This is a genomic window from Acinetobacter sp. NIPH 2699 (assembly GCF_022549355.1).
Lineage (GTDB): Bacteria > Pseudomonadota > Gammaproteobacteria > Pseudomonadales > Moraxellaceae > Acinetobacter.
Genome location: NZ_JAKZGL010000004.1, coordinates 41102 through 58362, shown reverse-complemented (window position 1 = coordinate 58362; position 17261 = coordinate 41102). Strand labels below are relative to the sequence as shown.

15 protein-coding genes and 1 tRNA gene are annotated in these 17261 nt (G+C 39.6%); 11 read left to right on the top strand and 5 right to left on the bottom strand.

The features are described 5' to 3' along the window. Positions 1-7: 7 nt before the first annotated feature. Both MMP72_RS05380 and MMP72_RS05375 read right to left on the bottom strand, forming a co-directional pair. Positions 8-1336, bottom strand: a complete 1329-nt coding sequence (locus MMP72_RS05380) for a hemolysin family protein (RefSeq protein ID WP_241315270.1) — start codon at positions 1334-1336, stop codon at positions 8-10. A gap of 115 nt (positions 1337-1451) precedes the next feature. Continuing rightward, positions 1452-2441 (bottom strand): LysR family transcriptional regulator, encoded by a 990-nt coding sequence (locus MMP72_RS05375; protein ID WP_004668785.1) that lies wholly within the window; start codon positions 2439-2441, stop codon positions 1452-1454. Positions 2442-2966: 525 nt separating this feature from the next. Between MMP72_RS05375 and MMP72_RS05370 the strand changes: the two genes are divergently transcribed. Next, positions 2967-4568, top strand: a complete 1602-nt coding sequence (locus MMP72_RS05370) for an isocitrate lyase (protein ID WP_241315268.1) — start codon at positions 2967-2969, stop codon at positions 4566-4568. A 75-nt stretch (positions 4569-4643) separates the two neighbouring features. Here MMP72_RS05370 and MMP72_RS05365 read toward each other — a convergent pair whose 3' ends face one another. From MMP72_RS05365 to cysS, 3 genes are all read right to left on the bottom strand, one after another. After that, entirely contained in the window at positions 4644-5147 is a 504-nt protein-coding gene (locus MMP72_RS05365; protein ID WP_241315265.1) for a copper resistance protein NlpE, read from the bottom strand. 185 nt (positions 5148-5332) lie between these two features. Continuing rightward, positions 5333-5408, bottom strand: a tRNA-Gly gene (locus tag MMP72_RS05360). A 75-nt stretch (positions 5409-5483) separates the two neighbouring features. Then, complete coding sequence (cysS, locus tag MMP72_RS05355) at positions 5484-6905, bottom strand: cysteine--tRNA ligase (RefSeq protein WP_241315263.1); 1422 nt, start codon at positions 6903-6905, stop codon at positions 5484-5486. A gap of 264 nt (positions 6906-7169) precedes the next feature. Between cysS and MMP72_RS05350 the strand changes: the two genes are divergently transcribed. The 10 genes from MMP72_RS05350 (at position 7170) to MMP72_RS05305 (ending at position 17173) form a co-directional block, all read left to right on the top strand. Further along, complete coding sequence (locus tag MMP72_RS05350; protein ID WP_241315261.1) at positions 7170-8147, top strand: KpsF/GutQ family sugar-phosphate isomerase; 978 nt, start codon at positions 7170-7172, stop codon at positions 8145-8147. 3 nt (positions 8148-8150) lie between these two features. Further along, positions 8151-8690, top strand: a complete 540-nt coding sequence (locus MMP72_RS05345; RefSeq protein ID WP_241315258.1) for an HAD-IIIA family hydrolase — start codon at positions 8151-8153, stop codon at positions 8688-8690. A 45-nt stretch (positions 8691-8735) separates the two neighbouring features. Next, positions 8736-9284 (top strand): LPS export ABC transporter periplasmic protein LptC, encoded by a 549-nt coding sequence (gene lptC / locus MMP72_RS05340; protein ID WP_241315257.1) that lies wholly within the window; start codon positions 8736-8738, stop codon positions 9282-9284. Continuing rightward, a complete protein-coding gene (gene lptA, locus MMP72_RS05335; RefSeq protein ID WP_241315255.1) occupies positions 9268-9816 on the top strand; it encodes a lipopolysaccharide transport periplasmic protein LptA in 549 nt (182 codons plus the stop codon). Before lptC ends, lptA begins: the two co-directional genes overlap by 17 nt. Then, the gene (lptB, locus tag MMP72_RS05330; protein WP_241315253.1) at positions 9816-10562 is read left to right on the top strand and encodes an LPS export ABC transporter ATP-binding protein; all 747 of its coding nucleotides are present in this window, start codon (positions 9816-9818) and stop codon (positions 10560-10562) included. Before lptA ends, lptB begins: the two co-directional genes overlap by 1 nt. A gap of 306 nt (positions 10563-10868) precedes the next feature. After that, positions 10869-12407, top strand: a complete 1539-nt coding sequence (locus MMP72_RS05325) for a TolC family protein (protein WP_241315250.1) — start codon at positions 10869-10871, stop codon at positions 12405-12407. Beyond that, positions 12404-14527, top strand: a complete 2124-nt coding sequence (locus MMP72_RS05320; protein ID WP_241315248.1) for a type I secretion system permease/ATPase — start codon at positions 12404-12406, stop codon at positions 14525-14527. Before MMP72_RS05325 ends, MMP72_RS05320 begins: the two co-directional genes overlap by 4 nt. 19 nt (positions 14528-14546) lie before the next feature. Further along, positions 14547-15737, top strand: coding sequence for an HlyD family efflux transporter periplasmic adaptor subunit (locus tag MMP72_RS05315; RefSeq protein WP_241315246.1), 1191 nt, complete (start codon positions 14547-14549; stop codon positions 15735-15737). Between the two features lie 145 nt (positions 15738-15882). Further along, positions 15883-16470, top strand: a complete 588-nt coding sequence (locus tag MMP72_RS05310) for a YigZ family protein (RefSeq protein ID WP_241315243.1) — start codon at positions 15883-15885, stop codon at positions 16468-16470. 85 nt (positions 16471-16555) lie between these two features. After that, the gene (locus tag MMP72_RS05305; RefSeq protein WP_241315242.1) at positions 16556-17173 is read left to right on the top strand and encodes an acyltransferase; all 618 of its coding nucleotides are present in this window, start codon (positions 16556-16558) and stop codon (positions 17171-17173) included. Positions 17174-17261: the final 88 nt, after the last annotated feature.

The following is a 17261-nucleotide window of genomic DNA, read 5'->3' as shown; positions in this document are numbered from 1 at the left end:
TGCAATATTAGTCTTCTTGAATTGAAAAGGACTCGCTTTCTTGGCTCGATAGAATTTGAGTCACCAGTAACTGATCAATTTTATAGTGATCAATGTCGACGACCTCAAATTTGAAACCAGCATATTCTACAGCATCGGCTGGGCGAGGAATCTTGCGTAAGCGATACATGATAAAGCCTGCAATCGTTTCGTAGTTTTCATTTTCAGGGAATTCTTCAATTTCTAAGACGTGCTTTACATCTTCAATCGGGGTACTACCATCAATTAACCATGAATGATTATCACGCTTAATAATTTGTAGGTCTTCTTCCAGTGGTGTAACCCAATCTCCCATCACCGTAATCATAATATCGCTCAATGTAATGACACCGACTACAAATGCATATTCATTGATGACAACTGCAAATTTTTCTTTGGTTGAGCGAAATCGATCCAGTACCTCGGATAGGGTTAGGGTATCTGGAAGCATGAGAACCGTACGAATCGTGGATTCATTCAGTTGTAGCAAGGATTGATTATTTAAAATACGGACTAAAATGTCTTTGGTATCGACATAGCCAATGACTTGATCAATATGTTCATTGCAGACCAAAAACTTTGAATAAGGATATTCTGCTAATTTCTGGCGAATACTACTTTCATTTTCTTTCAGCGTAAAATAAACCACATTTTCACGAGTCGTCATACTCGATGGAACAGTACGTTCTTCTAGTTCGAATACATTCTCAATGAAATGATGCTCTTGTTTTTGTAAAACACCCGCTTGGGCGCCAGCATCCATCACCGCGGAAATATCATCAAAGGTAATATTATCATCTCGAACGGTATTTACTTTAAAGAGGCGGAATAACAAGTTTGCGATGGCATTGATACCCCAAGCCAAGGGTTTGCAAACTTTAATGAAAACCTGAATTGGTTCAATGACGCTAATGGCAATTTTTTCTGGCGCGATCATTGCCAAACGTTTTGGCATCAAATCAGCAAATAAAATAAAGAGGGATGTAACGAAGGTAAAGGACAATACGAAACCAATGTTTTCTAACCATGGCCCTGTATAAAACCGACTAATCAGGTCGATGAAATGGGGGCGAAACGCGGCTTCACCTAGAATACCACCTAAAATAGCAACAGCATTTAGCCCTATTTGTGAGGCAGCAAAGAAATCAGCAGACTGTTCCTGTAGGTCTAGCACCTTTTGAGCGCGGTGTTCTCCAGCTTCAGCGAGAATCTTAAGTTTAACTTTACGAGCACCTGCAAGCGCGATTTCAGTGAGTGATAGAAAACCTGCCGCAACAATCAGCATAGCAATGATAATGATATTTTGTACGAGACTCACACGTCACCTGGATTTTGGAATCATTATTATCATAATGTTTTAACATAAAAAAGACGCTGAGTTAATCCTTAGATTAACTCAACACTGCTCATCATTTTAAAGTGACAAGCGTATTTTAGTATTGTGAAAACTGTGAGTTGTTTAATAAAAATTCACGGTTTTCTTCTTCGATCATTTGGCGTGCGACAAATAAAATCAGTTGTCTTAACCAACGGTGCGCTGGATGATGATGCAGTAAAGGACACCATGCCATTTTAAGTTCAAATTCTGGAATATAAAAAGGAGGATCTTTTATGACCAGTCTTTGATTTTGTGTTTGTAGTTGCGCCATCCGTGTTGGGAGTGTTGCGATCAAATCGACATTTTGTGCCAAAAGTGCAGGCATTTGATAATGTCGGGTAAAGACGGAAATCTTACGACGTTGACCGATACGTTCTAATGCTTGATCAATCCAACCTAAACCTGCTTGTTTGTCTGGGTTTACACCAAAACCAACCCCCATCCCAGTCTTGGATACCCAAATATGTTGAGCATCTAAATAACTTTTGAGATTAAGGTGAGTAACGGCAGGATGTTTGTCATTTAAAATACAGCTAAAACTATCACGCCAGACTAATACTTGGTGAAAGCTTTGAGGAATTTCATTGAAACGGTTAATGGCTAAATCGACTTTACCTTGTTCCATGTCTCGATATGACACATCACTTGGGGTTAAAAAATCGAGTACAACATTTGGTGCTTCTGAACGCAATGCTTTCACTAAGCGAGGAACTAAAGTTGCCTCAGCATAATCCGATGTCATAATGCGAAACACGCGAGTACTGGTATACGGTCGGAACTCAGTACGTGGTTCAAGAATCATCGAAAGGTCTGATAATGCATCACGAATACGAGGTTGTAATTCTAAAGCACGTTCAGTAGGGGTCATACCTTCTGATGAGCGAATCAGCAGAGGATCATTAAATAAATTACGTAAACGACGTAAAATATTACTCATCGCTGGTTGGGTAACACCGAGTTGTTCCGCAGCACGTGTGACATTTTTTTCACGAAGAAGTACATCAAGATATATTAATAAATTGAGATCGACCCGTTCCAGATTCATAAAAAAAATACCGAAAATAAAATCTTTAAATTGTGCTTGATTATGACATATTTAAAGCAGTTTGCGTAACTTAATACGATATAAAAACAATTGCGCAGCATAGAATGATTTAGCTTACTGTAAGCATAATTCTCTATTGTATAAACATTCAATTCACTGCGTATTTGAGTGAAAATAATAAAAAAAGACCAACAGCAACACCACTCAAATCATCTTTGGAGGAGACTTTTGATGATCTTAATAGGGGAAATATTTTGTTTTGCTATACCATAGATATATCATAGATAGAGTTTTGGTTTGAAAATCCATATTTAAAACAATATGTTAAACTTGATATATGTTATTTTGAATAGGTCCATACTCATGTATTTTTTAAAAAAATACTGAAGATTAACCTAGAATATTGGATAAATTTGTTTGCAAAGACTAAGCTGTCAAACATGTTGATGAAGTGCTTGAAATCTAGACTGCAAAAAAGCATGATTTTTAGCCATCATTCGATGCCAATCCTCAAAGGAATATATCATGACTACATATCAAACAGCGATTGATGCAATCCGCGAACTAAAAGCAAAATTCGGTGACACTTGGCGCGATATTAGCCCAGAAGATGCTGCACGTATGCAATTGCAAAACCAATTCAAAACAGGTTTAGATATTGCTAAATATACGGCTGCTATTATGCGTCGTGATATGGCTGAATATGATGCTGACTCTAGCAAATATACTCAATCTTTAGGTTGCTGGCACGGTTTTATCGCGCAACAAAAAATGATTGCGAACAAAAAATACTTCGGTACAACTGAACGTCGTTATATCTACCTTTCTGGTTGGATGGTTGCTGCACTTCGTTCAGAATTTGGTCCACTTCCTGACCAATCTATGCACGAAAAAACTTCAGTTGCTGCGTTGATTGGAGAAATCTACACATTCTTACGTCAAGCTGATGCGAAAGAATTAAACGATTTGTTCCGTGCGCTTAAAAAAGCAAACGAAGCTGGTGATACGGCTAAAGCTGCTGAAATCACTGCTCAAATCGATGGTTTCCAAACTCACGTTGTGCCAATTATTGCGGACATCGATGCTGGTTTCGGTAACGAAGAAGCAACTTACTTGCTTGCTAAGAAAATGATCGAAGCGGGTGCTTGTGCACTTCAAATCGAAAACCAAGTTTCTGATGCGAAACAATGTGGTCACCAAGCTGGTAAAGTAACAGTTCCACATGAAGACTTCATTGCTAAGATCCATGCATTACGTTATGCATTCTTAGAAATGGGTCTTGATGACGGTATCATCGTTGCTCGTACTGACTCTGAAGGCGCTGACTTAACTCAAAAAATCCCAGTGGTTAAAGAGCCAGGTGACATCGCTTCTCAGTACATTAGCTACTTAGAAACGTCTGAAATTGATATTGCTGATGCTCAAGAAGATGAAATCTTGATCAAACGTAATGGTAAATTACACCGTCCTAAGCGTTTAGCTTCTGGTTTATATCAGTTCCGTGCTGACACTCAAATTGACCGTGTTGTACTTGACTGTGTATCTAGCCTTCAAAATGGTGCTGACCTTCTTTGGATCGAAACTGCGACTCCAAACGTTGACGAAATCGCTCACATGGTTAACCGTGTACGTGAAACTGTTCCAAATGCGAAGCTTGTTTATAACAACAGCCCATCATTCAACTGGACTTTAAACTTCCGTCAACAAGCTTACGATCGTTGGGTTGCTGAAGGTAAAGACGTTTCTGCTTACGACCGTGCTAAATTAATGAGCGCTGAGTACGATGCAACTGAATTAGCTGCTGATGCTGATGCAAAAATCCGTACTTTCCAAGCAGATGCTTCTCGTGAAGCGGGCGTGTTCCATCACTTGATTACACTTCCGACTTACCACACTGCTGCGCTTTCTACTCATGAGCTTGCACAAGGTTACTTCGGTTCTGAAGGTATGTTGGCTTATGTTGCTGGCGTACAACGTAAAGAAATCCGTGGTGGTATCGCATGTGTTAAACACCAAGCAATGGCTGGTTCTGACATCGGTGATGACCATAAAGAAATCTTCGCTGGCGACAATGCTTTGAAAGCTGGTGATGATTCTAAAAACACAATGAACCAATTCGGTGGCTAAGCCCTGATTTGATTCAAAAAAAACCCTGCTGATAAAGCAGGGTTTTTATATTGTGAGTATCAGTGGTAGATAAAATTATTCAGCTTCTTTCTTCAGTTGATATTGATCAGCTAATACACCTGTGATTTCATTGCCTTCCAAATCAAGTGCTTTTAAATAGCCTTCAGCGACAAAGTATTTGCGATTATCACCAGCTTGGTCTAATTGAATGATGGAGGTGTTGTGGTTATCAAACTGGAAAGTACCTTTACTCTCAAAAGATTTACCATCACCTTTACTCTCAAAAGATTTACCATCACCTTTACCGAGATAGGTTTCTTCTAACTCAAAAGTTTTATCTGAATTCAGCTCTAGTTTTGTTTCAATACCTTCACAATCAGCGCAAGGTAATATCCCTTTATAGCTACCATTCCAATCTAAAGAGTTTTCTGCTGTATGTTCACTATCAATGGCTGACTCGGAGGTTACTTCTGCTGTGGTTGCTGGAGGTATTTGCTGTTCTGTTTTTGGGGTTTCAGCTTTGTTACATGCCACTAAAAAAATAGATGTTAAAGAAATGACAATCAGTGATTTTTTCATCTTAGATACAACTTTGTGAAAATATTGGTATCCAAGTTATGAAATCTTAAGGAGAAATGATAGTAGGGGAGTGTAAGTATTATTTAATCTTTGGTAAAGCAAGACGACTGAGATAAAAATCGAAAGATATTAAATATATAATAAAATAGGCACTTATCGAAAGATAAGTGCCTATTTTTTGAATCTGGAGCGGGAAAGGAGACTCGAACTCCCGACCCCAACCTTGGCAAGGTTATGCTCTACCAACTGAGCTATTCCCGCAATATGGACGCATTATAGAGCGTTTAATAAAACTGTCAACTCTCTATGTTACTGATTGGTTGTTTTTTGACTAAGTTAGTCGGCACGTCGCCAAATGGTTCCTTGGCGGCTATCTTCAAGTACCACACCTTGATCGAGTAAAGACTGACGAATTGCATCTGCTTTGACGAAGTCTTTGGCTTTTTTTGCATCCACACGTTGTTGAATGAAATCTTCAATGTCGGTATCAGATAAAGAAAGGGCTTCTTGACCAATATCAGATTTTAAAAATTCATCTACATCGTGTTGAACTAAAGCCAAAATATTGGTTAAGTTTCGTAGTGTTGAGTATAGAACGGTCGCTTGTTCAGCGTGTTGTTCTTTGACAGCACGATTTAACTCTTTATTCAGCTCAAATAAGACCGCCATTGCTTCAGCAGTATTAAAGTCATCTCGCATTGCGCTGTTAAAGCGTTCAACAAAATTTGGCTCTAATGTTTCAACTGTTTTTTGTCCATAGACTTGTTGATAGGCTTTAAAAGAATGATAAAAACGGCTAAGTGCTGTTTTTGCTTCTTTTAATGCAACATCGGAAAAGTTGACTGGACTGCGATAATGTGATGACACGATGAAGTAGCGAATGACTTCGGGGTGGAATTTTTCCATCACATCACGAATAGTAAAGAAGTTGCCTAAAGACTTAGACATTTTTTCACCATCAACATTGATGAAACCGACATGCATCCAGTAATTCACATACTGTTCACCTGTTGATGCTTCACTTTGCGCGATTTCATTTTCATGGTGAGGGAACATTAAATCTGAACCGCCACCGTGAATATCAAAGTGATTGCCTAAGCAGCAGGTAGACATAGCAGAACATTCAATATGCCAACCTGGACGGCCATTGCCCCAAGGTGAAGCCCATGCAGGTTCATTTGCTTTGGCATGTTTCCAAAGGACAAAATCAAAAGGATGTTTCTTATCAACTTCGACATCAACACGTTCGGAAGCACCTGCTTGCATATCATCCAGTTTGCGACCTGATAAGCGACCATATTTATTAAATTTGGTCACTTCGAAATAAACATCGCCATTCGCAGCAGGATAAGCTGCGCCATTGTCCACTAAAGTACTGATCATATTTTGCATTTGATCAATATATTCAGTTGCTTTTGGTGCTTCATCAGGCGCGATACAACCTAGATTTGCGGCATCTTGATTCATTGCATCAATAAATCGAGCGGTGAGAGCTTGAATACTTTCACCGTTTTCATTGGCACGTGCAATGATCTTGTCATCAATATCGGTAATGTTGCGAATGTAGCGAACTTTCCAACCTTGGCTACGTAAGAAGCGAATAATGTAGTCGAATGCAACCATAACGCGAGCATGTCCAATATGACAGTAATCGTATACGGTCATACCACAGACATAGATATCGATTTGACCTTCTTGACGTGGGACAAATTCAACTTTTTTACGTTGCTCAGAGTTATATAGAACAAAAGGTTGCATAAGGGTTTTCAAACACTCTACAAAATTAGCGTTACATCATAACGTATGCGCTTTATTTCATAAAGTTATCAGGAGAAAAAAGATGAGGGGGGAAATATTTTTATTATGGTTGATTTTGGGTTGTTCTATCTCTCTTCATCATCCTTGAAAACTTATACATTTAGAAACGTGTATAATTCATAGTTATGCTAGAATCTGCCGTATTCTTTTGATTAAAATCATCTACTATCAAGTAGATTGAGCATTATTTTGAGTCAAACTCACATGTCACAAGTCATAAATTTCCAAAAAAGCGCATTAGAAACCTTGCGTATTGAACAACAAGCCATAGAAGTGCTTGCCACACAAATTGATGAACGCTTTGATCGTGCATGTGAAATCTTATTGCAGTGCAAAGGTCGTGTCGTGATCACGGGTATGGGCAAATCGGGTCATATTGGTCGTAAAATGGCGGCGACTTTTGCTTCAACAGGAACGCCATCATTCTTTATGCATCCTGGTGAAGCAGGGCATGGCGACTTAGGTATGTTGGTGCGTGGAGATGTCCTGATTGCGATTTCAAACTCTGGAAAGAGTGATGAAATTATGATGTTGATGCCTTTGATCAAGCATTTGGAAGTACCTTTGATTACGATTAGTCGTGATGATAAAGGTCCAATGCCACAAAATGCAGATATTCCGCTAACGCTAGGTTTGGCGGATGAAGCATGTCCTTTGGGTTTAGCACCGACATCCAGTACCACTGCAACACTTGTGTTAGGTGATACTTTAGCGGTTGCCTTATTGGAAGCGCGTGGATTTACTGCAGATGATTTTGCGCGTTCGCATCCAGCAGGGGCGTTAGGCAAACGTTTACTTTTGCATGTGAGGCATTTGATGCATACAGGTGCAGAATTACCCAAAGTTCATCCTGATACACTAATGAATAAGGTGCTATATGAAATTTCTGATAAACGCTTAGGTTTGACCACTGTTGTGGATGATCAAGATACTTTATTAGGGATTTTTACCGACGGTGACTTACGTCGCATGATCGATCGACAACAGGGTTTTGATGTGAATGCCGCAGTATCAGCCGTGATGACGGAAAATCCGATGACGATTTCTCAAGAAGCTCGAGCAGTGGAAGCATTGGAAAAAATGCATGAGAAAAAAATTAATCAATTCGTTGTTGTTGATGATGCTAAAAAAGTAATTGGTGTTATTAGTATGCACGATCTTATTGAAGCTGGAGTAAATTAAGCCATGGCATCTTATGCTTTACAAGAACAAGCACGTCATTTACAAGCACTCGTGCTTGATGTGGATGGGATTTTAAGCGATGGCTTTGTAACCTTAACCAATTCAGGTGATGAAATTAAATCATTTGATATTCGCGATGGTTTAGGGATGAAATTGGTTCAAAAAGCTGGCATGAAAGTGATTATTATCACGGGTCGTAAAAGTCATATTGTTGAAAAACGTATGTCAGATTTAGGTGTGGATTTGGTTTTTCAAGGGCGTGAAGATAAAGGGGCGGCCTTGCGTGAAGCCTGTGCACAGTTCAACATCTTACCTGAAGACTGTTTATATATGGGTGATGATTGGCCTGATTTATCTGCATTTGCAATTGCAGGGATGAGTATTACAGTTCCTAATGGGCATGAAGAAGTACGTCGACGTGCCGACTTGGTTACTCAAGCAATGGGTGGTCGTGGTGCTGTAAGAGAGGTCTGTGACATGTTGTTGATGGCAAAAGGTGTTTACCAAGAGCTGCTTGAAAAATATCTTGCTGTGCCACATTAATATACATATAGAGTTGATTTGCTCAAAGGTTAGGTAACCCTGTTTATGGATACCAAAGTTTTATATATTGTTGCTATTGTGGTCGCCTCAGTCAGTGGTGGTTATTACTATTATAGCGGCAAGGCAAAAAAGTTGGATGTGGACTCAGCGAAGAATATGACGTATTCAGCGCACGGTGTTCATTTAACACAAACAGATGAACAGGGTAATTTGTACATTCGGGCTGAAGTAAAACAACTACAGCAAGACATGCAACAAAAAACCTCACAGCTTGATCAGTTGAATGCTGTTATGTACAGACAGGGAAAAGCTGATGCGACTTTTTCAGCCCAACATGCAAATGGTTATGATGAAAATCGTAAGATTGTATTGTCTGGAAACGTTGTCGTCACAAACTTATCTGATCAGGGTAACATGGAGTTTCATACAGATGAAATCACGGGTTATCCAAAAACAAGAGAACTAGAAACCCAACATCCAGTCACAGTTCAATCCCCAACAACTGAGTTTATGAGTCAGGGGCTAAAAGCAAATTTGAATGATGGTCAATATGAATTTTATAAAGTTCGAGGAAAGTATGCGCCAAGCTCTTAATTCTAAATATCATTTTACTTTCTTAAAACAGTTTACCTGTATTGCTGTGGCCGCTTTCGTTTCTGGTTCAAGCTTTGCTTTACCATCTGATCGTAATCAACAACTTTCTTTAGTTGCTGATCGTGCTACCTATAATGATAGAACGGGTATCACAACTTATACGGGAAATGTTGTGATTGAACAGGGAACGATGAAGCTTCAGGCTGATTCAATTATTGCGACCTTAAATAGTAAAAAAGAGATTCAGACCATTACTGCGAAAGGTCAACTGGCGAAATTTCAGCAGCAAATTGATACGAATAAAGGTTTAGCGCGCGGTGAAGCGCAACAGATTGTCTATAATGCGGATACGGGTATCCTTACTTTATCTGGAAAGGCTTATCTTTATCAGAATGGCTCCAGTATCCGTGGTGATAGCTTGAAATATAGTATGAATAAAGGGGATGTTGAGGCTCAAGGTTCTTCAACTAATCGCGTGCAGATTATTATTCCACCATCAAGTTCAAAAAGTTTTCCAGGGGCGCGTGATTAATGGAACAATCGGTGCAGCAACCGCAAACTTTATGCATTAAGCATTTGGCGAAAAACTATAGCAAACGTTGGGTCGTAAAAGATGTGTCTTTTACTATGCAAAGTGGGCAAATCGTTGGGTTACTCGGACCCAATGGTGCTGGGAAAACCACCAGTTTTTACATGGTGGTTGGCTTAGTTCAGATGGATAAAGGCGAAATTCATTTAGATGACCTAGATTTATCTGATCTTGCGATGCATGAGCGTGCTCGTAAAGGCATCGGCTATTTACCGCAGGAAGCCTCAATCTTTAGAAAGCTGACCATTGCCGACAACATTATGGCTATTTTGGAAACGCGTAAAGATTTAAACAAGCAACAACGCCAGCAACGTTTGAATGAATTATTAAATGATTTTAAAATTAATCATATTAAAGATTCATTGGGTATGAGTGTTTCTGGTGGTGAGCGTCGTCGAGCTGAAATTGCACGTGCTCTAGCCGCAGATCCGAAGTTTATGTTATTGGATGAACCTTTTGCGGGTGTCGATCCTATTTCTGTCGGGGATATTAAGGACATTATTCAGACACTAAAAGATCGAGGAATTGGTGTTTTGATTACAGATCATAATGTACGAGAAACCTTGGCCATTTGTGAAAAGGCGTACATTGTTAGTGAGGGTGCTGTGATTGCTGAAGGCACGCCGCAAGAAATCCTTGATAATGAGCAAGTGCGTAAAGTTTATTTAGGCGATGATTTTGTGGTGTAGCTAAGATCATTTGAGCTTTGAAAAAGGACCTTTAGGGTTCTTTTTTATGGAAGCAGCAATAGCAATACTACGAGAAATTTGAATTTGAATCTAATAAGGCATTATTTTCTTTTATTATACTGATAAATAAACGGTTTTAGGTCCGGTGGTGGGTATTCTATCTCAGGGTTATAATAAAAAAAGTGTGAACTAATTTACAAAAAACAAACACTTATCAGTCGATAAATTGGCATTTGAAACGTGGTGTTTTCTACAAAAATAAGAGTAGAATGAAGACGCTTTGAACGATAATTACATGACAAGAATATGAGCATTAATAAATATATAGTAGATATAGATGAGGGATCACGTAAGACATGTATGGATCTAAAGTGGCTATTTTGTATAGCAACTTTATCTGTACCAGTTACACATGCCTCAACGCCAAGTGAACAGTATCATTCCCTCAAGAATAATTTGTCTCAGCTATTTACACCTAAAAGTAATGATGAATTTAAAATCGCAAGTATGCAGAAGTTGAGTAATTTTTCTACTCACTCATCGCCTACTGAATTACCTGTCGTTGGATCTGGTCGCCCCATGGATGTTGTTCCTGCTGCGGTATGGGAGAACCAAAACAAAACCTTAAAAGATGCTATACAAATTGCAGTTCAGCGCAATCCTGAAATTTCACAAACGCTCGCAACTCTGGCGGCACAGAATGCCAATATCGATGTAGCAAAATCGGGGTTTTATCCGCAACTTTCAGGGGGAGTGAATACAGGCGATTTGACTAGAAAAGGAGAGAGAGGGCGACAAATATTAGCTTTAAATGCCTCTCAAATGCTGTATGACTTTGGCAAAGTGAGGTCTGGCGTTAGCACTGAACAAGCAAAATTAGTGATAGAACAAGCGAATGTTTTAGTCAAAATTGATGATATCTCTTTAGATGTTACACAAACGATTATTAATATTCAGCGTTATCAAAAGCTCATAAGAATTGCCAATCAGCAGATTGCTGGGGTGAAACGTATTCAGGAAATAGCGAATTTAAGAGCAAATGCAGGGATCAGTAGCCAAGCAGATCCTGTACAGGCGCAATCATATTTGCAATCGGCCCAATCAGCGATGATCGCACAACAATCATTACTCAGTCAGTTTCAGCAACATCTTTACACCTTATTGGGTTTTGATGCTCGTAATGTTCAATGGGCGATTACTGATGATTTTATTAAACAATCTGATTTATATGTAGAGCCACAGTTTAATACGATTCCTCAAATGATTGCAGCGCAGGCTGGAATTGAGGTTGCACGGAGTCAAAAAATACAGACCAAAGTCAGTAATTATCCGACCTTGTCTGTTAAAGGCGAATTAAGCCAAGCATTACATGGGCGTAATCCAAATAATGATAAAAATGGCGGGTTTGATAGTGCGATTATGTTGGAAGCAAGCAGTCAATTATATCAAGGAGGCGCAACGTCTTCGAGAATTAGAGCCGCGAGTTTTGCAGAAGAGGCTGCAAAAGCACAGGTAAATACCGTTTATTTAAAAGTGCTGGATCAGATCAGAACCAGTCGAGAACAAATTGAAAATAAGCAACGTCAAATGCAAGTGTTAGCAGGACAACAAGCAACCACTGTACGGACACGCGAGCTTTATCAGGAACAATATAAATTGGGAACACGTACACTGGTCGATTTACTCAATGCTGAACAAGCCATTCATAGTGCAAATTCAGAAGTAGAAATGGCACGTTATGATATTTACAGTAGTATTGCTCAATATATTGCAGCCACAGGCCGTTCTCGCCAAGCCTATGACCTGAATAATATAAAAATTCAAGGGTTTGAGGTGCAACCATGATGACAAAAATAGATTACCAACCTTGGTTACAGGCAATATTAACGATTGCAAAGCATTATCGGATTGAGCCTTCGGAAGAGCGAGTTCGCTTACAGTTAGATTGGAATCAAAATCAGAATCTTGATGAGGTTTTGACGTTGATCAGTCGGCAAATTGGTCTCACTTTACGCAGAGTAAAATTCAGCAATGATGTCATTAATCCTTGGCGCTTACCTATATTGGTTGAACTGGCAGATGGCCAAGTCGGGGTCATTGATAAAGCGGATGGGGCTGGACATGTCAGTATTCAACTCAGTGGCGATCAGGGTTTATCACAAAAGTTCGCAGTAGGCGCGTTAAAACACATTGTCAAAAATGTGTATATCTTACGTCCAGAGCAATCAGTTCCTGATGCACGTATTGATGAATATATTAAACCCTATAAACCAAGCTGGTTTTGGTCAATAGTTTTAACTGATTGGAAGCGCTATATCGATATTATGTTTGCATCTTTGATTGCAAATGTTCTGGCATTGGCAACCATCGTTTTCTCAATGCAAGTCTATGACCGCGTTGTTCCCTCACAGTCCATACCAACACTTTGGGTACTGGCTGGTGGTGTACTGATTGCGGCAATCTTTGAGTTTGTTTTACGTATTTCACGTGTTTATATTTCTGACATTATTGGAAAGCGTGCAGATCTACGTATTTCTGATCGCGTGTTTGGTCATGCATTAAGAATAAAAAATAGTGAGCGTTCGAAATCGACGGGAACATTTATATCTCAAATTCGTGAGTTAGAAGGGGTGCGAGAACTTGTTACTTCGACCACGATGGGTGCAATTGCCGATCTACCATTCTTCTTTTTATTCCTGTTTATTTTCGCAATTATTGGCGGAAACTTATTTTGGGTTATGCTGTTGATCGTCCCTTTAATGATTTTGCCAGCAATATTGGTACAGAAAAAACTGGCTCAACTCGCACAAGAGGGTATGCGTGAATCCTCCATTCGTAATGCGATTTTGGTTGAAGCAGTACAAGGGATTGAAGATATTAAGTTACTCCGCGCAGAATCTCGTTTCCAAAATCAATGGAATCATATGAATGAGATTTCTGCTGATATTAGTATGCAACAACGTAAAATTGTGGGTGTACTGACAGCTTGGACGCAGAAGTTACAAGGACTCACCTACGCTATTGTGGTGTTGGTGGGATGTTTTGCTGTGATGGAAGGTGAAATGACCACGGGTGCGCTGGTTGCTTGTTCAATTTTATCATCACGTATGTTGGCGCCAATATCACAAATTACAGGCATACTTGGTCGTTTCCAGCAAGCAAAAGTGGCGAAGAAAAGTTTAGATGAATTGATGCAGCGTCCAGTTGATCAAGCTGACCATGCACATCTGGTACATAAAGAAGTATTACATGGCGATTATGAGCTAAAAAATGTGGTATTTCAGTATGGTGAAGATGATCCTCGACCAAGCTTGGCGATTCAAAAATTAAAGATTCGGGCAGGCGAGCGAATTGCCATTCTGGGGCGAAATGGGGCTGGTAAATCAACATTATTGCAAATTCTCTCTGCAATGCAGACTCCAAATTCAGGTTCGGTACATTTGGATGATTTAGATATTAGTTTGATTGATCCTGCTGATGTCCGTCGTGACATGGGATTATTAAACCAAAATGCCTATCTTTTCTACGGAACTATTCGTGAGAATTTGACTCTAGGTGCGCCCTTGGCACGTGATGAAGATATTCTAAAAGCTTTAAAAGTGACGGGTGCATTGGGTTTCATCCATGAAAAGAAAGAGGGATTGGACCATTTGGTTTTAGAGGGGGGAGTAGGTTTCTCTGGGGGGCAACGACAGGCCTTGTTACTCGCACGGTTATTGATTCGTGAGCCGAATATTTTACTGCTTGATGAACCAACCGCTGCTATTGATGATGTCGCAGAAAAACAATTGATAGATCATTTAAAGGGGTGGCTGGGCTATCGTACTTTAATCGTCGCCACTCATCGCCGAGCAGTGCTGGAATTGGTTGATCGTATTATTGTGATGAATGATGGCAAAATCGTCATGGATGGACCTGCTGATACCGTCTTGCAACAATCAGCGGCAAAACAAAAAATAGTTTAATAAAATAAGAGGATAGTTCATGAGTGAGCAAGAACAAAGCAGCAGTCGTCCCATGAATGTGAGTTATAAGGAACCGAAGTTGCCAGGTTCGTCGCTTGTTGTTTGGTTGATCGGTATTGGTTTAGTGATACTGCTCATTTGGGCATGGATGTTTAGTTTAGAGGAAGTTTCTACTGGTACAGGTAAAGTGGTTCCATCTTCAAAAGAACAGACGATTCAATCACTAGAAGGGGGGATTCTAACTAAACTCGAGGTTAGGGAAGGTGATATTGTTGAAAAAGGACAGATTTTAGCTCAGCTTGATCCGACACGTCTCGCTTCAAATGTGGGTGAATCACAATCTTTACTGAGTTCTGCACAGGCAACGGCAGCGCGTTTACGTGCCGAAGTCAGTAATACAGCTTTGGTTTTTCCAGAAGAGGTTTTGAAAGAACCTAAACTGGTAAAAGAAGAAACAGCACTTTATTATTCACGACGTATGAATTTAGAGGAGGCTGTTTCAGGTAATCAACAAGCACTTAAATTGGTACAACAAGAATTGGCCATGACAGCACCGTTGGTTGCAAAAGGTGCAGCCAGTGAAGTCGAAGTCTTGCGTTTAAAACGCGAAGCGAATGATTTACAAAATAGAATCAATGATATTCGTAATCAGTACTATGTAAAAGCGCGTGAGGAATTATCAAAAGCCAATACCGATATCCAAACTCAACTACAAGTGGTCAAAGGAAGAAGCGATAGCTTACAACGTGCGGTATTTAGAGCGCCTGTTAGAGGTGTGGTGAAAGAAATTGATGTGACGACTGAAGGGGGAGTTATTCCTCAAAATGGCAAGTTGATGACGATTGTGCCTTTGGAAGATAAACTCTTAATTGAGGCACGTATTTCTCCACGTGACATTGCATTTATTCATCCCAATCAAGAGGCTTTGGTTAAAATCACAGCTTATGATTATGCGGTATATGGTGGCTTGGAAGGTAAAGTCACCACGATTTCACCTGATACCATTCGTGATGAAGTAAAACAAGATCAATTTTACTATCGTGTTTATATTCGAACTGATTCCGATCGACTTTATAACAAAGCGGGTACGGCATTCGATATTACTCCGGGTATGGTTGCAACTGTAGATATCCGTACGGGACAAAAAACCATTATGGATTATTTACTTAAACCATTTAATAAAGCCAAAGAAGCATTACGCGAACGATAGTTCCTGCTGATTTGAAACCTTTATAGTCGGGTGTGATGGTGATTGATCATCGCACCCATTTTTTATAATGGAATGCTGATCATCCTCCCCTACATCACCCCATAAAATTGTTATAATCATTTTTTAAAGTTTGTATTTATGTTTTATGCCATTCACCATTGCCAGTTCGGTAACTTTTGAAGAAGACATTAAAAAAAGTCGTTTCCAAGCGATTGCTGCGATTGTTGAAAATGAACAGCAAGTTAAAAGCTTCTTAGAAGAGATGAAAGATCCATCAACGACCCATCAATGTTGGGCATGGAAGATTGGGCATCATGTTCGATTTAATGATGATGGTGAACCTTCTGGTACAGCAGGTCGTCCAATTTTAGCAACCATTGAAGGTAATGATCTCACCAATGTGATTGTATTGGTCAATCGTTGGTATGGCGGCGTTAAACTTGGTACAGGTGGGCTAGTTCGTGCCTATGGTGGTTGCGCTGGTCAATGTTTGCTATTGGCTGAAAAAATTGAATTGATTGAGAAAAAACACATTCAGTTGAGTTGTTTGTTTAATGAATGGGCAATTATTCAATATGAGCTGATGCAGCAACAGATTGAATACCAAGAAAGTTATACCGAAAATGGTGTTTTCATTGAGGCACGTTTGCAAATTTATCAAATTGAACCTTTAAGACAAAAACTTCAAGATGTTACTAGAGGACGTGAGCAATTAAATGTACTTGACGATTAGGGTTTACACATCCTCTCTTGCGAGCTTGCGGAACGGTGTTCCTCACTCTCAGGACGTGAACAGTTGAAAGTAGAGGAGCAAGAAGATGATGAATGATCCTTTATTAAAATACAGAGAGCAGCATAAACACCGTCTCAATTATATGCCGTGGTTGTATTGGTCGCTCAAGCCTAAACAACGTGAATGGGCCGAAGCATGGCAAGCTGAATATCAAGCGTATTTGATGGAGATGGAAACTGTTGAGATTGGTCAGAACTGTTTTATTTCACCATTGGCACATATTTTTGCTGAGCCTGGACGAAAAATTATGATAGGTGATAATACCTTCATCGCCGCTGATTGTACCTTGCATGGTCCTTTAGACATTGGTAATGAAGTTGCGATTAATCATCACTGTATCCTAGATGGTGGACGTGCAGGGATTCAGCTACACGATCAAGTCAGAATAGCAGCTTATAGCCATTTATATGCTTTTGATCATGGGATGGCATTAGACCGTCCAATCTATCAGCAACCTGTAACATCAAAGGGTATTGAGATTGGTCAAGATGTTTGGTTAGGGGCGCATGTTGGGGTCAAAGATGGGGTTAAAATCGGGAGTCATGCAGTCGTTGGGATGAATAGTATGGTGACCAAGAATATTGAAGATTATGCCGTTGTTGCGGGGAATCCAGCAGAATTAATTCGTTATAGAACTGAATAAAAAAGCGTATGAGATTCTATACATAAATTTAACCTATCCTGCTTTTATCTGTGTTAAGTTAAAAATAAGTAGAAGACCTAAGGTGTTA